The organism is Yersinia rohdei ATCC 43380 (assembly GCF_000173775.1).
In the GTDB taxonomy this organism is placed as follows: Bacteria; Pseudomonadota; Gammaproteobacteria; order Enterobacterales; family Enterobacteriaceae; genus Yersinia; species Yersinia rohdei.
Genome location: NZ_ACCD01000001.1, coordinates 322,826 through 338,661 on the forward strand (window position 1 = coordinate 322,826; position 15,836 = coordinate 338,661).

Consider the following 15,836-nt stretch of genomic DNA (forward strand, 5'->3'; position numbering starts at 1 on the left):
AGTTGCCACCAATGGAATTATCCTCACTGACCGCCGTTTCCCCTATTGATGGACGCTACGGCGACAAAGTCAGCGCACTGCGCCCAATCTTTAGCGAGTTCGGTTTGCTGAAATTTCGCGTGCAGGTCGAAGTACGTTGGCTGCAAAAACTGGCCGCCTGTGCAGAAATCAAAGAAGTTCCGGCTTTTGATGCCAACGCAAACGCTTACCTTGATAAGATCGTGCAAGAATTCAATGAACAAGATGCACAACGCATCAAAACCATTGAACGCACCACTAACCATGATGTGAAAGCAGTTGAGTATTTCCTGAAGGAAAAAGTAGAAAGTATTCCGGCGCTGCATGCCGTGTCAGAATTTATTCACTTTGCCTGTACTTCAGAAGATATCAATAACCTGTCACACGCCTTAATGCTGCAAACCGCACGTCAGGACGTGATTTTGCCAATGTGGCGTCAGCTTATTGACTCGATTAAAGCGCTGGCGCACCAGCATCGTGATCTGCCGCTGCTGTCCCGTACCCACGGCCAACCAGCGACACCCACCACGATTGGCAAAGAATTGGCGAACGTAGCCTACCGCATGGAGCGCCAGTATCGCCAACTGTCACAAGTCGAAATTCTGGGCAAAATCAACGGCGCAGTCGGCAACTATAATGCTCACATCGTGGCGTACCCGGAAGTTGACTGGCACCAGTTCAGTGAAAGCTTTGTCACGTCACTTGGGATCAACTGGAACCCATACACAACGCAAATCGAACCTCACGATTATATTGCTGAATTATTTGATTGTGTTGCGCGTTTCAATACCATCCTGATTGATTTTGACCGCGATATTTGGGGTTATGTGGCACTGAATCACTTCAAGCAAAAAACTATCGCCGGTGAAATTGGTTCCAGTACCATGCCGCATAAAGTGAATCCGATCGATTTTGAAAACTCTGAGGGCAACCTTGGGCTATCTAACGCGGTGCTTGGCCATCTGGCCAGCAAACTACCGGTTTCACGCTGGCAGCGCGACCTGACTGACTCCACGGTATTACGTAACTTGGGCGTGGGTTTGGGTTATGCCGTTATTGCCTATCAGGCCACACTGAAAGGCATCAGCAAGCTGGAAGTTAATGAAGCGCATCTGTTAGATGAATTGAACCATAACTGGGAAGTTCTGGCTGAACCAATCCAGACGGTTATGCGCCGTTATGGCATTGAAAAACCTTATGAAAAATTAAAAGAGTTAACACGTGGCAAACGTGTTGATGCTGCGGGAATGCAAACATTTATCGACAGTCTCGCCCTACCGGAAGAAGAAAAAACTCGGTTGAAAGCCATGACCCCAGCCAATTATATCGGCCGGGCCACGACTATGGTTGATGAACTTAAGTAATAGAGTTATACCCAATGTAACTGGCGTAGCAGGTAGCTAACACGTAGTGGCCCAAGGATGGGCCCAGTCACTGATAACGCAAAAAACTGCGGTTTCCCCTGGAGGATTCAGGTGTAACTGGTATTTATCTCTCTTATCTTATTCTCTTACGGACGCCCCCCTGTTTAGCCTTGGTTTAGCTGTTGTCACTGATAATACCGGCGGTATCAAAAGGTGTTAGAACTGCAGGAGCCATTATCTCTGAGTTAAAACAATCACTAAGTCCTTCGCCTTGATAAACACGAATACTGTCGCTATGGCGGCTGGCTACCCAGAGGTTACTGGTGCTGTACAATAGCCATGCATTCCATACAGCGCGGAACATGACAAATTATTCAGTAACACAAAACCTTGCAGTAGAAGTCGGCTATACCGACCATAATTGGGCGTTAGCGGTCAGATAGACCAGTAGGTTTGGGTTACAACTTCTAAGTCACTGTTTTAATTTTTAATTGTCGGGTAACATTAGATTACCCGGTTAACGAATATCGAGGAATGTGGTATGCGGGTTCTGGTTGTCGAAGATAATGCTTTGTTGCGTCACCATCTTACAGTGCAAATGCGCGAAATGGGCCATCAAGTTGATGCAGCAGAAGATGCCAAAGAAGCAGATTATTTCTTGCAGGAACATGCACCAGATATCGCAATTATCGATCTCGGCTTACCGGGTGAAGATGGATTGAGTCTTATCCGTCGCTGGCGTAGCCATCAAACCAATCTGCCCATTCTGGTATTGACGGCGCGGGAAAGCTGGCAAGATAAAGTCGCGGTGCTAGAAGCCGGTGCCGATGATTATGTGACCAAACCTTTTCATCTGGAAGAAGTGATAGCGCGGATACAGGCCCTGATGCGCCGTAATATTGGTTTGGCATCTCAGGTGATTGATTTCCCTCCTTTTCAGATTGATCTTTCGCGTAGAGAGTTGTGCGTCAACCAGCAACAGATTAAACTGACCGCCTTTGAATACACCATCATTGAAACCCTGATTCGTAATGCAGGCAAAGTCGTCAGCAAAGATACCTTAATGCTGCAACTGTATCCTGATGCAGAACTACGTGAGAGCCATACTATTGATGTATTAATGGGCCGTTTACGTAAAAAACTGCAAGCCGAACATGAAGGTGAAGTGATTACTACCATCCGTGGTCAGGGATACCGTTTTGACACCAACTAAACGACATGTTCAGGAAAAATAACAAGCCGTTCTCTCTTCGTGCACGTTTTCTTATGGCAACAGCGGGTGTCATCTTAGCGCTGTCACTCTCTTATGGTATGGTCGCGGTCGTCGGCTATATCGTCAGCTTTGATAAAAATACTTTCAGCGCGCATCGCGGTGAAAGTAATTTATTTTTCAGCTTGGCGCAGTGGCATGACAATAGACTCAGCATCTCCGTACCACCAGAGCTTGAACTCAATATTCCAACCCTGGTGCTGATTTACGATAAAGATGGCAATATCCTGTGGCGTCAACGTCATGTCCCCGAACTTGAGTCTCATATCGAAAAAAATTGGCTACAGAAGCCGGGTTTTTACGAACTTGATACCGGGACACAAATCAGTAGCATGATGCTGGGCGATAACCCGAAAGCCCAAGACCAGCTAAAAAAATATGATGATACTGACAGCAGCGCTCTAACTCACTCGGTCTCGGTCAATACTTACCCCGCAACATCCCGCTTGCCGCAGCTCACCATTGTCGTGGTCGATACTATCCCGCAGGAATTGCAGCGCTCAGACTTGGTTTGGAACTGGTTTAGCTATGTCTTACTGGCTAACTTGCTGTTAGTTGTTCCATTACTGTGGCTCGCCGCCTATTGGAGTTTAAGACCGATTAAGGCCTTAGTTAGCCAGATAAGTCAGCTTGAAAAAGGCGAACGCGATCAACTGGATGAGAACCCACCCCGTGAGTTGCAAAGTTTAGTCCGAAATCTCAATATTTTGCTAACCAATGAACGCCAGCGTTATACCAAATATCGCACCACATTGTCAGACCTCACTCACAGCCTCAAAACCCCGCTGGCCGTCTTGCAAACAACGTTGCGCTCTTTACGTACCGGCAAGCAGACCACCATTGAGGAGGTCGAGCCCATTATGCTTGAGCAAATAAGCCGTATTTCTCAACAGATTGGCTATTATCTGCATCGCGCCAGTATGCGCTCCGAACATAATGTCTTAATTCGTGAAATTCATTCGGTTCCCGCACTGCTTGACAGCTTGTGCAGTGCGCTAAATAAAGTTTATCAGCGCAAAGGAGTGGTACTCACACTGGATATCTCCCCTGAAGTGACTTTCCTTGGCGAGCGAAATGACTTTATGGAGGTCATGGGCAATGTTCTGGAGAATGCCTGCAAGTATTGTCTGGAATTTGTCGAGATAACCGCCCTGCACTCTGAAAAACAACTGACTATTGTCGTTGACGACGATGGGCCAGGTATTGCCGAAAGTAAACGACAGTTAATTTTCCAACGAGGCCAGCGAGTAGATACCTTGCGCCCCGGTCAAGGGCTTGGGCTGTCGGTTGCTGCCGAAATTATTGAGCAGTATCAGGGCAAGATAACCATCACTGAAAGCCCCTTAGGTGGCGCGAGAATGATGGTGACCTTCGGCCAGCAACATGATTATCACACTGATTAACACGCTAATTAACAAAATTGCCTATTAACCCCTGATACTCTGGGCAGGCATCCGTTATAATCACTGGCAAGTTCACCCCTCTGCTGGAATAAACATGGATTACCAACTCAGTCTCGATTGGTCAGATTTTCTGCAACGCTATTGGCAGAAACGTCCCGTTATACTCAAACGCGGCTTTAAAAACTTTATTGACCCACTTTCGCCTGATGAGCTTGCGGGCTTGGCTATGGAAAATGAAGTCGATAGCCGGTTGGTAAGCCATGAAGATGGCCGCTGGCAAGTCAGTCATGGCCCGTTCGAGAGTTTTGATCATTTAGGCGAAACTAACTGGTCACTTCTGGTACAGGCTGTTGACCATTGGCATGAACCTGCCGCCGCATTAATGCGGCCCTTCCGCGCACTTTCAGATTGGCGGATGGATGATTTAATGATTTCCTTCTCAGTCCCTGGTGGTGGCGTTGGCCCACATTTTGACCAGTATGATGTCTTTATCATTCAAGGGACTGGCCGTCGCCGCTGGCGAGTGGGTGAAAAAACGCCAATGAAGCAACATTGTCCACATCCTGACTTGCTGCAAGTTGAACCTTTTGACGCCATTATTGATGAAGAAATGGAGCCGGGCGATATTCTCTATATCCCACCGGGCTTCCCGCATGAAGGCTATGCACTTGAAAATGCATTGAATTATTCGGTTGGTTTCCGCGCGCCTAACGCACGTGAGTTAGTCAGCGGCTTTGCCGATTATGTGCTGTCCCGCGAGTTAGGCAGCCATCGCTACAGTGATCCAGATTTACAATTGCGAGAAAATCCGGCAGAAATTAAGCCACAAGAAGTCGATAAACTTCGTTCGATGATGTTGGATTTAGTCCAACAACCGGAGAACTTCCAAAATTGGTTTGGTGAATTTATTTCCCAATCCCGCCATGAGCTGGACTTGGCACCACCAGAGCCGCCATATCAAGCCGGCGACGTCTATGATTTACTCCAGCAAGGCGAAGAATTACATAGATTGAGTGGCCTACGTGTATTGCGTATTGGTGACCAGTGCTTTGCTAATGGTGAATTGATTAATACACCGCACTCACAGGCTGCGAACGCATTATGCCAATATTTCAAGGTTGATGCTGAGAAGCTGGGGGACGCACTGGAAGATCCATCGTTCCTGGCAATGCTGACCGCATTGGTTAACAACGGCTATTGGTATTTTAACGACTAATATTGCTGTTTTCACATCAGATACCCTCACAGTGCCGGGGGTATCTGATGAAATCACCGGTGCATTACTCTGCTGCGCGTTGCGCTGTCAGTTCAGCAATTCGCATAATAACTGCAACGGCTTTCTCCATCCCTTCCAGGGTTATAAACTCATGTTTACCATGATAATTATAGCCACCAGTGAAGATATTTGGACAAGGCAGCCCCAAGCAAGATAACTGCGCGCCATCAGTGCCACCACGTATCGGCTTCATGATCGGCGTGATATCACAATCTTTCATTGCCTGTTGTGCCAGTTCGATAATATGTGGGTGCTTGATAATATGTTCGCGCATATTGTAATAACTGTCATCCATAACGATTTCTATATAACAGTTGGGATGCAAACCTTTGCCGACTCGCTTGGCGATATCGACCATATTTCTCTTCCGCGCTTCAAACCCATCCAGATTAAAATCTCGCACAATATAGTGCATTTCTGCCCGTTCTACGGTGCCTTTAATACTTTGCAGATGATAAAAACCGTCATAGCCTTCAGTGCATTCAGGGGTTTCATCGGCCGGGAGCTGCTGATGAAAACGAGTCGCCAGCGATAATGCATTAACCATAACCCCTTTGGCACTGCCGGGATGGACATTGTTACCCACAATTTTTATCGTCACCGCTGCTGCATTAAAATTCTCAAATTCCAGTTCACCAACACCGCCACCATCCACGGTATAAGCCCACTGAGCACCAAATTCTGCCACATTAAAGAAACGCGCCCCTTTGCCCACTTCCTCATCCGGCGTAAAGGCAATGCGGATATCTCCGTGCGGAACATTGTGGTGCTTTAAACGCAGCATAGCGGTAATGATTTCTGCAATTCCGGCCTTATCATCCGCACCCAATAAGGTCTTACCATCCGTGGTAATCAGTGTTTGTCCAAGTAACTGATGCAATATCGGGAACATGACCGGAGACAAAATCTCGTCGCCAATCCCCAAGGCAATATCACCACCGCGGTAGTTTTCGACGATTTGTGGATTAACATTTTTGCCCGAGAAATCAGGCGAAGTATCAAGATGAGCAATAAAGCCAATAGTGGGGACTGACCAGGAAACATTTGCCGGTAATGTGGCCATCACACAGCAATGGTCGCTCAAGCTAACCTGAGAAAAACCCAATGTCTGTAACTCAAGTTGTAATGCCTGAGCAAGCTTGCGCTGCCCTTCGGTGCTCGGCACGGATTTTACATTGGCTTTTGCTTGTGTATCAAAAGAAACATAGTTGAAAAAGCGGTCGAGTAATTTGTCCATGGTTCCCACCCTCATAATAGTAAATATCATTATGGGGAAGTGATCACTGTCAAATATTGCGTCAGGTCAGCTTTAGACAAACTTAAGTCAGAATAATAACGCGCATCATGAAAAACGTACCGGATGAGTTATTCCTCAACCGGTACCGTCTTGCTAAAAGTCAGCGGCATGGATGCAATGGGCAAAAACATTAGTCGCCTTGACGATTTTCTCCACGTGTAGTGAGAAATTCCCGCACATAATCTGGAACAACTTTGCTGGCTAAACCATAGTGTTTTTCATCAAATTGGCTTTCTACCTGACTGGGTTCCAGGTTCAACTCAACAGTATGGGCCCCGTGTAAGCTTGACTCATGGACAAAGCCAGCGGCAGGATAAACATGGCCTGAGGTGCCAATAGAAATGAAGAAATCAGCATCTGCCAGTGCCTGGTAAATCTCATCCATCCCCATCGGCATCTCACCAAACCACACAATATGGGGGCGCAGTGGCGATGGGAATTGGCAGCAATGACAACGTTCATCAGCACTGAGGTCACCTGGCCAATCCAGCACCTGACCTGACTGTGTGCAACGCACTTTCAGCAGTTCACCATGCATATGAATAACCCGCTTGCTACCAGCCATCTCATGCAGATTATCAATGTTTTGGGTGACCAGCACAAAGTTATCACCCAGCACGGCTTCCAAATCAGCTAAGGCGAAATGAGCCGCATTCGGTGCAATGTCCGGCTGCTGCAACTGGCGACGACGCGCATTATAAAAAGCCTGAACTAACTCAGGATCGCGACGATACCCTTCAGGGGTGGCGACATCCTCCACCTGATGTTCTTCCCACAAACCATCCGCAGCCCGGAATGTACGAATACCCGATTCGGCCGAGATCCCAGCGCCAGTAAGAACCACCACAAACGGCTTCTTCATTGCTGATGTTTCAGCACTATCCCGATGAAAAATGCGGGAGCGAAAACGTTGATGCCGCAAATGCTTATTCTTGCGAAACCGACATAGCCGATGGCGAATGCGCATAACTTTTTCCTTTTTTTATACCCTGCCACTTAAAGTGTGGATATTGAGTTTGATGACAAAGTGACATTATCAGCGCCGAGTCAGCCGGGATGGCTGCACCTATGGTGCGCTCTGACGGCGGCTCCATTGGGTACACATCCCCTCTCATCAACTTTGTCAGCAGTCTTGGTATTGCTATTGTCTATAATATTATATTTATAACAGTATGTTTATAAAGATTATATCTATAACAACTAGCGCTCAGCCAAATGTAAGAATGCCGCGCCACGCACACCGCCCGCATCACCATAACGCGCTTTTTCAATCCGTGGTAATCGAGCCACTCGCAATAAATGCTGCGGTAAACGTTTTGGCAGTTCCTGATAGATCAACTCAAAGTTTGATAAGCCCCCGCCAATCACCACTAAATGAGGGTCAAGCATGGTCAATAAATTACCCAGGCACACCGCCAGAACATCTAAAAAGCGCTCAACATGTGCCACGGCTTTGGGTTCACCGGCATGGTAATGGGCAATTATCTCTGTCGCGGGTAAGGACTGCTGATTGAAATGCTGATACATCCATTCAAAGCCGCGCCCGGAAATATAATTCTCAATACAACCATTATGCCCACAACCACAAGGCACCCGTGGGATATCTGCACCCAATATATCCAGCGCATCGACTGGCAAGCGGAAATGGCCGAATTCACCGGTAATATGATTACGCCCACTGACAATATTGCCATTCACAATCAGGCCACCACCCACTCCGGTACCAAGAATCAACCCCAGTACCGTGGGATATTGGCGAAACTCAGGATCCCAGGCTTCAGAGAGTGCAAAACAGTTAGCATCGTTATCAATTTTGACATCGCGCTGGATCAATGCAGACAAGTCACCCTGCAATGATTGGCCCATCGCCGCTGGCACATTCGCAGTAAACACGGTGCCGTCATCCGCAATAGGCAAGCCCGGGATGCCAATACCCACACTGCCTTTAACGCCACAATGGGCATCTGCTTCTAACGTCATATGGTGCAATGTTTGCAGCAATTGCGGGTAATCTTCGCGCGGCGTAGGGACTCGCTTATGCCAGATTCGTTGCAGGTTGGCATCAAAAACACCTAACTCAATCTTGGTGCCGCCCATATCAAAACCGTAATACATAGCCCGCCCCTATTAATTATTGCCCACTGAGCACACGTGCCGGATCAATACGACTGGCGCGACGCGCAGGATACCAGCTGGCAATTAAGCTCAATACCAGCGCAGTTGCCAACACACAGGCCACATCAAACCAATGTAATTCTGACGGCAAGAAATCGATGAAATAGATATCGCCCGACAAAAATTGATGCCCGATCAGCGTTTCTAACCCACGGATAATATTGGTCAATTGCAAAGAGACAATCACACCCACCACCGCCCCGCTGATACTGCCAATAAGCCCTGCCAGCAAACCATACCAGATGAAAATGGCGCGGATCAGGCCATCTTTGGCCCCTAATGTGCGGAGCACCGCAATATCACTACTTTTATCTTTAACTGCCATGACCAATGTGGACACAATATTAAAACTGGCCACGCCAATCACCAATATCATGGCCAAGTACATGATAGTGCGGATCATTTGTATATCACGATACATATAGCCATAAGTACCAATCCAGCTGCTGATATACACATACGCATTGGTGACTTCACCGGCGCTGCGAACCAGTTTATTGGCGTTATAGACATCATCTACCTTGATAGCTATACCAGTGACACTGTCACCCATGTCTAAATATTGCTGCGCATCAGCCAACGGCACCAATGCCAGACTGTGATCCAGCTGCCCGCTCAATTCAAAAACACCTGCGACCTGCAAACGGATGCGCTTAGGTTGCAGCAATTTCATTTCAGGATCGCTATTGGGGATCATGACCGTCAACCATGACCCCTGCTTCACCCCTAAGGCATCTGCCAACCCTTTGCCTAAAATAATCTGCTGGTGACCCGCTTTGAAATTATCCCAAGCATGGTCAAGCACAAAACTGGGTAAGGCGCTAAGTTGCTGTTCTGACTGCGGATCAACACCTTTTACCTGCACCGCACGTAACTGCGTCGCGTTTTCAATCAAGCCCGTGAAGGTAATATAAGGTGCGGCAGACAGAATACCTGGAACTTTCTCAATGCGCTGCAAGGTGGCTGACCAGTCGCTGAACGGCTGATTCACCACGGCAATTTCACCATGAGGTACTACCGCTAAAATGCGGTTTTTTAGCTCCCGTTCGAAGCCGTTCATTGCACTTAAGCCGACGATCAACACCGCGACGCCCAAGGCGATACCCAATGTTGAAATCACCGAAATTAACGACACCATGCCGCCACGACGGCGACCTCGGCTAAAGCGCAAACCAATTAACAGTGAAAGTGGCGAAACGCCCATTACTCGGCCCCCACCAACGTCAAGTGTTGCTGGAGTTGGCCATCACGCATTTCCAACTGTCGACTCATTCGTTTCGCTAATTGTAAATCATGGGTCACCACCAAAAATGCGGTGCCCTGGCGCACATTCAATTCACCCAACAGATTGAAAATGCTATCGGCATTGCGTTGATCCAGATTACCGGTAGGCTCATCAGCCAACACCAAAGACGGATTATTGACCAGTGACCGGGCTATCGCCACTCGCTGGCGCTCCCCACCGGATAACTCTGACGGGCGATGTTTGCTGCGTTTTTCCAGACCGACGGCCACCAGCATGGCCCGCGCTTTATCTTGCGCTTCACCCGGTTTAGCGCCACCAATTAGCAATGGCATGGCGACGTTTTCCAATGCGGTAAAATCGGGCAGCAAATGGTGGAATTGATAGATAAAACCTAATTCGCGATTACGCAGCTCCGCTTTCGCCGCAGAAGAAAGCTGATTCAGGGAGCGCCCTTGATAAATAACCTCGCCAGAAGTCGGGGAATCCAGCCCACCCAACAAATGCAGTAAGGTACTTTTGCCCGAACCAGAGCTGCCGACAATCGCCATCAGTTCGCCCGCATCAATATTAAATGACACGTCGCGCAATACGTCAGTATGCAGTTGGCCTTCCTGATAGCGCTTGCACAGGTTTAAACACTGTAATAAAGGATGGTTACTCATAGCGTAAAGCCTCGGCAGGTTGTGCGGCGGCAGCGCGCCAGGAAGGGTAAAGCGTGGACAGTAAGGCAATCGCCATCGCCACCAGGGCAATCAGGGTCACCTGAACAGGGTTAATTTCCACCGGCAAGGTCGCGCCATCAATCAATAAACCGAGCACCGGAATAATGGTATTCAATTGACTGGCAAGTAAAATCCCCAGCCCGGCACCGAGCAATGCGCCAATCACTCCGGCGGTGGCCCCTTGCACCATAAACACCAGCATGATTTGCCGACGGCTTAGCCCTTGGGTTTGTAAAATAGCCACTTCGCCCTGTTTTTCCATCACTAACAGGCCCAGCGAGGTAATGATATTAAAGGCGGCTACAGCAATAATCAGGCTAAGCAGCAATCCCATCATATTCTTTTCCATTCTTACCGCCTGGAAAAGTTCGCCTTTGCGATCACGCCAATCCTTCCATACCGTGCCTTCCGGCAAGGTCTGCTGGCTCAAGCTATCGACAGTAAGTGGCTGGGAGAGAAATAAGCGCCAACCGGTGATATTGCCAGCAGGATAGCGCATCATGCGCGAGGCATCTTGTTGATTAACCAAGATTTGATAGCCATCAACTTCGCTATCTGCAGCAAATGTTCCTATAACATTAAACAGGCGCTGGCTGGGAATACGCCCCATTGGCGTGAACTGGCTGGCACTGGGCACCATCAAACGCAGGGTTTCACCCCGTTTGACACCCAGTTGACCGGCAAGCTTTTCTCCGAGAATCATATTGTAGCTACCTGGCTGTAAATCTTTCAGTTTCACATTCACCAAGTAGTCAGACAAGGGCTCACGCTGCTGTGGGTCAATCCCCAGCATCACCCCAGCGGCCAGATTGCGCGCACTCTGTAATACCACATCAGCAGTGGTCAAAGGGACAATATCAGTGACACCCTCCAATGATTTCAAGCTTGATGCAGGTATCTTACTTGGGTCGAGAGAACCTTGCGGCGTAGTTATCAACGCCTGTGGCATCAGCCCCAAGATATTATTTTGCAAATCGCGCTCAAAACCATTCATTACAGACAGCACTGTAATCAATGCCATCACGCCCAGCGTAATGCCGATGGTAGAAAGCCATGAAACAAACCGACCAAAACGGTCAGATGCACGCCCGCGCATATAACGCAGGCCAATAAATAATGCGACAGGTTGATACATGAAATCTGTTTAGATCCTGTTGCTAAAGCAAAGTGATCGAGGATAATAAAGGGTACTACCGCTTTATGGAACCACTAACCGCCTATATCTCTGGCTTTTATTCCAAATCAGAGCGCCAATCTGTGGCTATGCCCTCGCACGTGCTAGGATAATTGCCAAGATAATTTGTCGTCTGTTGTGCTAAAACTGTGGTGCTAAAACTGTTCTACTGCAACAAAACACGGGTAACTCTACCCAAAGTGATTGGATACCAAGAGACTGTGTAACTGCTTATGCCCCAACAATATCGTTATTCATTGCCACAGCGACGTGGCGATACCCGCCAGTTAGGCCAGTTGACCGGTTCGGCTTGTGCTGTCGAATGTGCGGAAATCATTGAGCGCCATAATGGCCCGGTAATGTTAATTACCCCCGACATGCAAACGGCGCTGCGCCTGCGAGATGAGATTCAACAATTTTCTCCTCGCCCGGTGAGTACCCTTTCCGATTGGGAAACACTGCCTTACGACAGTTTCTCACCCCATCAGGATATTATTTCGGCCCGCCTTTCTTGCCTGTACCATCTTCCAGCAATGGAACGCGGCGTAATTATTCTACCGATTAATACACTGATGCAACGGGTTTGCCCGCATGAATTCCTGCACGGGCATGCGCTGGTAATGAAAAAAGGCCAGCATCTGTCACGAGATAAATTGCGGGCGCAACTTGAGCAAGCAGGCTACCGCAGTGTCTCTCAGGTGATGGAACACGGTGAGTTTGCGACCCGTGGTGCGCTGCTGGATTTGTATCCGATGGGCAGCGACGAACCTTATCGCATTGATTTCTTTGATGATGATATTGACAGCCTGCGCGTATTTGATGTTGATTCGCAGCGCACACTGTCAGAAGTTGAGCAGATTAACTTACTGCCCGCTCATGAATTCCCGATAGATAAGACCGCAATTGAATTGTTCCGCAGCCAGTGGCGCGAACAGTTTGATGTTCGCCGCGATGCTGAACATATTTATCAGCAAGTCAGCAAAGGTATCTGGCCCGCTGGTATTGAATACTGGCAACCCCTCTTTTTCAGCCAGCCATTGCCTGCGCTCTTTAGCTACTTACCTGAAAATACCTTATTGATTAATACCGGTGACCTGGAAAGCTCGGCAGAGCGTTTTTGGCAGGATGTTAACCAACGTTTTGAGAGCCGCCGTATTGACCCAATGCGCCCATTGCTCCCACCCGAAGCTCTCTGGTTACGGGTCGATTCGCTGTTTAGTGAGCTAAAAGCATGGCCGCGGGTGCAATTTAAAACCGAGGCGCTGCCGACCAAAACCGCCAATACCAATCTGGAATATCAGGCCCTGCCTGATTTGTCGGTTCAGGCGCAACAAAAAGCCCCGCTGGATAATCTGCGCCGTTTTATTGAATCTTTCCGTGGTAGCCTGGTGTTCTCTGTCGAAAGTGAAGGTCGGCGCGAAACACTGCAAGACTTGCTGGCACGGATAAAAGTCAGCCCGTCACTGATAACCCAGCTATCTCAAGCCACGGCTCCCGGCCATTATCTGATGATTGGGGCCGCCGAACGCGGCTTTTTGGATACCGATAAACAGCTAGCGCTGATTTGTGAGAGCGACCTGCTGGGTGAGCGCGTTAGCCGCCGCCGGCATGATAATCGCCGCACCATTAATACTGACACCTTGATCCGAAATTTGGCGGAGCTGCGCCCCGGTCAACCGGTGGTTCATCTGGAGCACGGCGTCGGGCGCTATCTGGGCTTGACCACCCTCGAAGCAGGCGGCATTAAAGCTGAATACTTGATATTGACCTATGCTGGCGAAGATAAGCTGTATGTGCCGGTGTCGTCTTTGCACCTGATCAGCCGCTATTCCGGGGGAGCAGATGAAAATGCGCCGCTGCATAGACTGGGGGGCGATGTCTGGAGCCGCGCGCGGCAGAAAGCCGCCGAAAAAGTGCGTGATGTGGCCGCTGAACTGCTGGATATCTATGCGCAACGCGCCGCCAAGTCCGGTTTTAAATTCAAACTCGACCGTGACCAATACCAGCTCTTCTGCCAAAGCTTCCCCTTTGAAACTACGCCAGATCAAGAACAGGCCATTAATGCCGTTCTCAGCGATATGTGCCGGCCTCTGGCGATGGATCGTCTGGTGTGCGGTGATGTTGGTTTCGGTAAAACCGAAGTTGCCATGCGGGCGGCCTTCCTTTCTGTTGCTAATAATAAGCAAGTAGCAGTATTGGTACCGACCACCCTGCTTGCCCAACAGCATTTTGACAATTTCCGCGACCGCTTTGCCACTTGGCCGGTGCGGATAGAAATGATGTCCCGCTTTCGCAGTGCTAAAGAGCAGCAGGTCATTTTGGAACAAGCCGCTGAAGGGAAAGTCGATATTATTATCGGCACCCATAAATTGCTGCAAAGTGACTTGCGCTGGAAAGATCTCGGCCTGCTGATTGTTGATGAAGAACATCGCTTTGGGGTGCGCCATAAAGAGCGCATCAAAGCCATGCGCGCAGATGTTGATATCCTAACGCTGACCGCCACACCTATCCCGCGCACGCTAAATATGGCGATGAGCGGTATGCGTGACTTATCCATTATTGCCACACCACCAGCACGCCGTTTAGCGGTAAAAACCTTTGTGCGCGAGTATGACAGCTTGGTCGTGCGAGAAGCTATTCTGCGTGAAGTGCTGCGCGGCGGGCAGGTTTATTACCTTTTCAATGATGTGGAAAATATTGAAAAAGCCACTCAGCGGCTGGCAGAGTTAGTCCCGGAAGCCCGCATCGCCATCGGCCACGGGCAAATGCGCGAGCGGGATCTTGAGCGCGTGATGAATGATTTCCACCATCAGCGCTTTAATGTTCTGGTCTGCACCACCATTATTGAAACGGGAATTGATATTCCTAGCGCCAATACCATTATCATTGAACGTGCCGACCATTTTGGCTTGGCTCAGCTGCACCAATTACGTGGCCGAGTCGGGCGCTCCCACCATCAGGCCTATGCTTACCTGCTAACCCCCAATCCAAAAGCCATGACCACCGATGCCAAAAAACGGCTAGAGGCCATTGCATCGCTGGAAGATCTCGGGGCCGGTTTTGCATTAGCGACCCATGACCTGGAGATTCGCGGTGCCGGTGAGTTACTCGGTGAAGACCAAAGTGGCCAGATGACCACCATTGGTTTCTCACTGTATATGGAGCTATTAGAAAGTGCGGTAGATGCGCTAAAAGAAGGCCGGGAGCCGTCACTGGAGGATTTGACCAGCAACCAAACCGAAATTGAAATGCGCATGCCGGTGCTACTGCCAGACGACTTTATTCCTGATGTGAATATCCGGCTTTCGTTCTATAAGCGTATTGCCAGTGCACGCGATGAAACCGAACTCGATGAGTTAAAAGTGGAGTTAATTGACCGCTTTGGCACCCTGCCAGATGCCGCCCGTTATTTGTTGCATACCGCGCGGTTGCGCCAACAAGCACAGGCGTTGGGCATCAAACGTATTGAAGGTAATGAGCGCGGGGGCTTTATCGAATTTGGTGAGAAAAATAAAGTCGATCCGGTCTATCTGATTGGTTTGCTACAGCGCCAGCCGCAAATATTCCGACTGGAAGGGCCAACTAAGCTGAAATTTATGCAGGATTTAAGTGACAGGTCGCAACGGCTGAAGTTTATCAGTGAACTGCTGGCGGCATTTGCTCAACATCGCGCGGCATAGTAGAGGCATAGTGGGATAATAAGCACGGGTTTCAGTAAGGAGAAACCCGTGCCAATGCTAATGCCACTCGCTTAACAGTCATACCGGTTATCTTGCAAATTGCAGCCAGGCGGCAACTTGGAATCTACTGGGTATATCTGGTGTTAAACGATCAGAATTAACACTAAACACGGGTTCTTAATTCAAGGCCTGAACAACAATAATAGATTCT

The 15,836-nt window shown here is 48.9% G+C and carries 12 protein-coding genes; 5 read left to right on the forward strand and 7 right to left on the reverse strand.

All coding sequences use genetic code 11. The features are described 5' to 3' along the window. Positions 1-11: 11 nt before the first annotated feature. Complete coding sequence (purB, locus tag YROHD0001_RS15645; RefSeq protein ID WP_004713191.1) at positions 12-1,382, forward strand: adenylosuccinate lyase; 1,371 nt, start codon at positions 12-14, stop codon at positions 1,380-1,382. Positions 1,383-1,557: 175 nt separating this feature from the next. Here purB and YROHD0001_RS15640 read toward each other — a convergent pair whose 3' ends face one another. Beyond that, positions 1,558-1,746: a hypothetical protein gene (locus YROHD0001_RS15640; protein WP_004713192.1), complete on the reverse strand. Its 189-nt coding sequence runs from the start codon at positions 1,744-1,746 to the stop codon at positions 1,558-1,560. A gap of 177 nt (positions 1,747-1,923) precedes the next feature. On the opposite strand from YROHD0001_RS15640, the gene phoP reads away from it, so the two are divergent. From phoP to YROHD0001_RS15625, 3 genes are all read left to right on the forward strand, one after another. Next, positions 1,924-2,595, forward strand: coding sequence for a two-component system response regulator PhoP (gene phoP, locus YROHD0001_RS15635; protein WP_004713193.1), 672 nt, complete (start codon positions 1,924-1,926; stop codon positions 2,593-2,595). 5 nt (positions 2,596-2,600) lie between these two features. Continuing rightward, a complete protein-coding gene (gene phoQ / locus YROHD0001_RS15630; protein WP_032815946.1) occupies positions 2,601-4,055 on the forward strand; it encodes a two-component system sensor histidine kinase PhoQ in 1,455 nt (484 codons plus the stop codon). Between the two features lie 94 nt (positions 4,056-4,149). Next, positions 4,150-5,271, forward strand: a complete 1,122-nt coding sequence (locus YROHD0001_RS15625) for a ribosomal protein uL16 3-hydroxylase (RefSeq protein WP_004713195.1) — start codon at positions 4,150-4,152, stop codon at positions 5,269-5,271. Between the two features lie 64 nt (positions 5,272-5,335). Here YROHD0001_RS15625 and pepT read toward each other — a convergent pair whose 3' ends face one another. From pepT to lolC, 6 genes are all read right to left on the reverse strand, one after another. Continuing rightward, positions 5,336-6,568, reverse strand: a complete 1,233-nt coding sequence (gene pepT / locus YROHD0001_RS15620) for a peptidase T (RefSeq protein ID WP_004713196.1) — start codon at positions 6,566-6,568, stop codon at positions 5,336-5,338. 190 nt (positions 6,569-6,758) lie between these two features. Next, positions 6,759-7,595, reverse strand: coding sequence for a Sir2 family NAD+-dependent deacetylase (gene cobB, locus YROHD0001_RS15615; protein ID WP_032815947.1), 837 nt, complete (start codon positions 7,593-7,595; stop codon positions 6,759-6,761). A gap of 233 nt (positions 7,596-7,828) precedes the next feature. Then, entirely contained in the window at positions 7,829-8,743 is a 915-nt protein-coding gene (nagK, locus tag YROHD0001_RS15610) for an N-acetylglucosamine kinase (RefSeq protein ID WP_004713199.1), read from the reverse strand. A gap of 16 nt (positions 8,744-8,759) precedes the next feature. Beyond that, complete coding sequence (gene lolE, locus YROHD0001_RS15605; RefSeq protein ID WP_004713200.1) at positions 8,760-10,007, reverse strand: lipoprotein-releasing ABC transporter permease subunit LolE; 1,248 nt, start codon at positions 10,005-10,007, stop codon at positions 8,760-8,762. Continuing rightward, positions 10,007-10,711: a lipoprotein-releasing ABC transporter ATP-binding protein LolD gene (lolD, locus tag YROHD0001_RS0117190; RefSeq protein ID WP_032815948.1), complete on the reverse strand. Its 705-nt coding sequence runs from the start codon at positions 10,709-10,711 to the stop codon at positions 10,007-10,009. The genes lolE and lolD overlap by 1 nt, the downstream gene beginning before the upstream one ends. Next, complete coding sequence (gene lolC, locus YROHD0001_RS15600) at positions 10,704-11,906, reverse strand: lipoprotein-releasing ABC transporter permease subunit LolC (protein ID WP_004713201.1); 1,203 nt, start codon at positions 11,904-11,906, stop codon at positions 10,704-10,706. Before lolC ends, lolD begins: the two co-directional genes overlap by 8 nt. A 272-nt stretch (positions 11,907-12,178) precedes the next feature. Here lolC and mfd point away from each other — a divergent pair, with 272 nt between their 5' ends. Continuing rightward, positions 12,179-15,625 (forward strand): transcription-repair coupling factor, encoded by a 3,447-nt coding sequence (gene mfd / locus YROHD0001_RS15595; RefSeq protein WP_004713202.1) that lies wholly within the window; start codon positions 12,179-12,181, stop codon positions 15,623-15,625. The last annotated feature ends 211 nt before the right edge of the window (positions 15,626-15,836 follow it).

What these genes read in the sequence shown, in the direction of transcription:
- lolD (WP_032815948.1), bottom strand. Translation starts at nt 10,711, where the DNA reads ATGAGTAACCATCCTTTATTACAGTGTTTAAACCTGTGCAAGCGCTAT.
- pepT (WP_004713196.1), bottom strand. Translation starts at nt 6,568, where the DNA reads ATGGACAAATTACTCGACCGCTTTTTCAACTATGTTTCTTTTGATACA.
- nagK (WP_004713199.1), bottom strand. Translation starts at nt 8,743, where the DNA reads ATGTATTACGGTTTTGATATGGGCGGCACCAAGATTGAGTTAGGTGTT.
- purB (WP_004713191.1), top strand. Translation starts at nt 12, where the DNA reads ATGGAATTATCCTCACTGACCGCCGTTTCCCCTATTGATGGACGCTAC.
- cobB (WP_032815947.1), bottom strand. Translation starts at nt 7,595, where the DNA reads ATGCGCATTCGCCATCGGCTATGTCGGTTTCGCAAGAATAAGCATTTG.
- phoP (WP_004713193.1), top strand. Translation starts at nt 1,924, where the DNA reads ATGCGGGTTCTGGTTGTCGAAGATAATGCTTTGTTGCGTCACCATCTT.
- phoQ (WP_032815946.1), top strand. Translation starts at nt 2,601, where the DNA reads ATGTTCAGGAAAAATAACAAGCCGTTCTCTCTTCGTGCACGTTTTCTT.
- YROHD0001_RS15625 (WP_004713195.1), top strand. Translation starts at nt 4,150, where the DNA reads ATGGATTACCAACTCAGTCTCGATTGGTCAGATTTTCTGCAACGCTAT.
- lolE (WP_004713200.1), bottom strand. Translation starts at nt 10,007, where the DNA reads ATGGGCGTTTCGCCACTTTCACTGTTAATTGGTTTGCGCTTTAGCCGA.
- mfd (WP_004713202.1), top strand. Translation starts at nt 12,179, where the DNA reads ATGCCCCAACAATATCGTTATTCATTGCCACAGCGACGTGGCGATACC.
- YROHD0001_RS15640 (WP_004713192.1), bottom strand. Translation starts at nt 1,746, where the DNA reads ATGTTCCGCGCTGTATGGAATGCATGGCTATTGTACAGCACCAGTAAC.
- lolC (WP_004713201.1), bottom strand. Translation starts at nt 11,906, where the DNA reads ATGTATCAACCTGTCGCATTATTTATTGGCCTGCGTTATATGCGCGGG.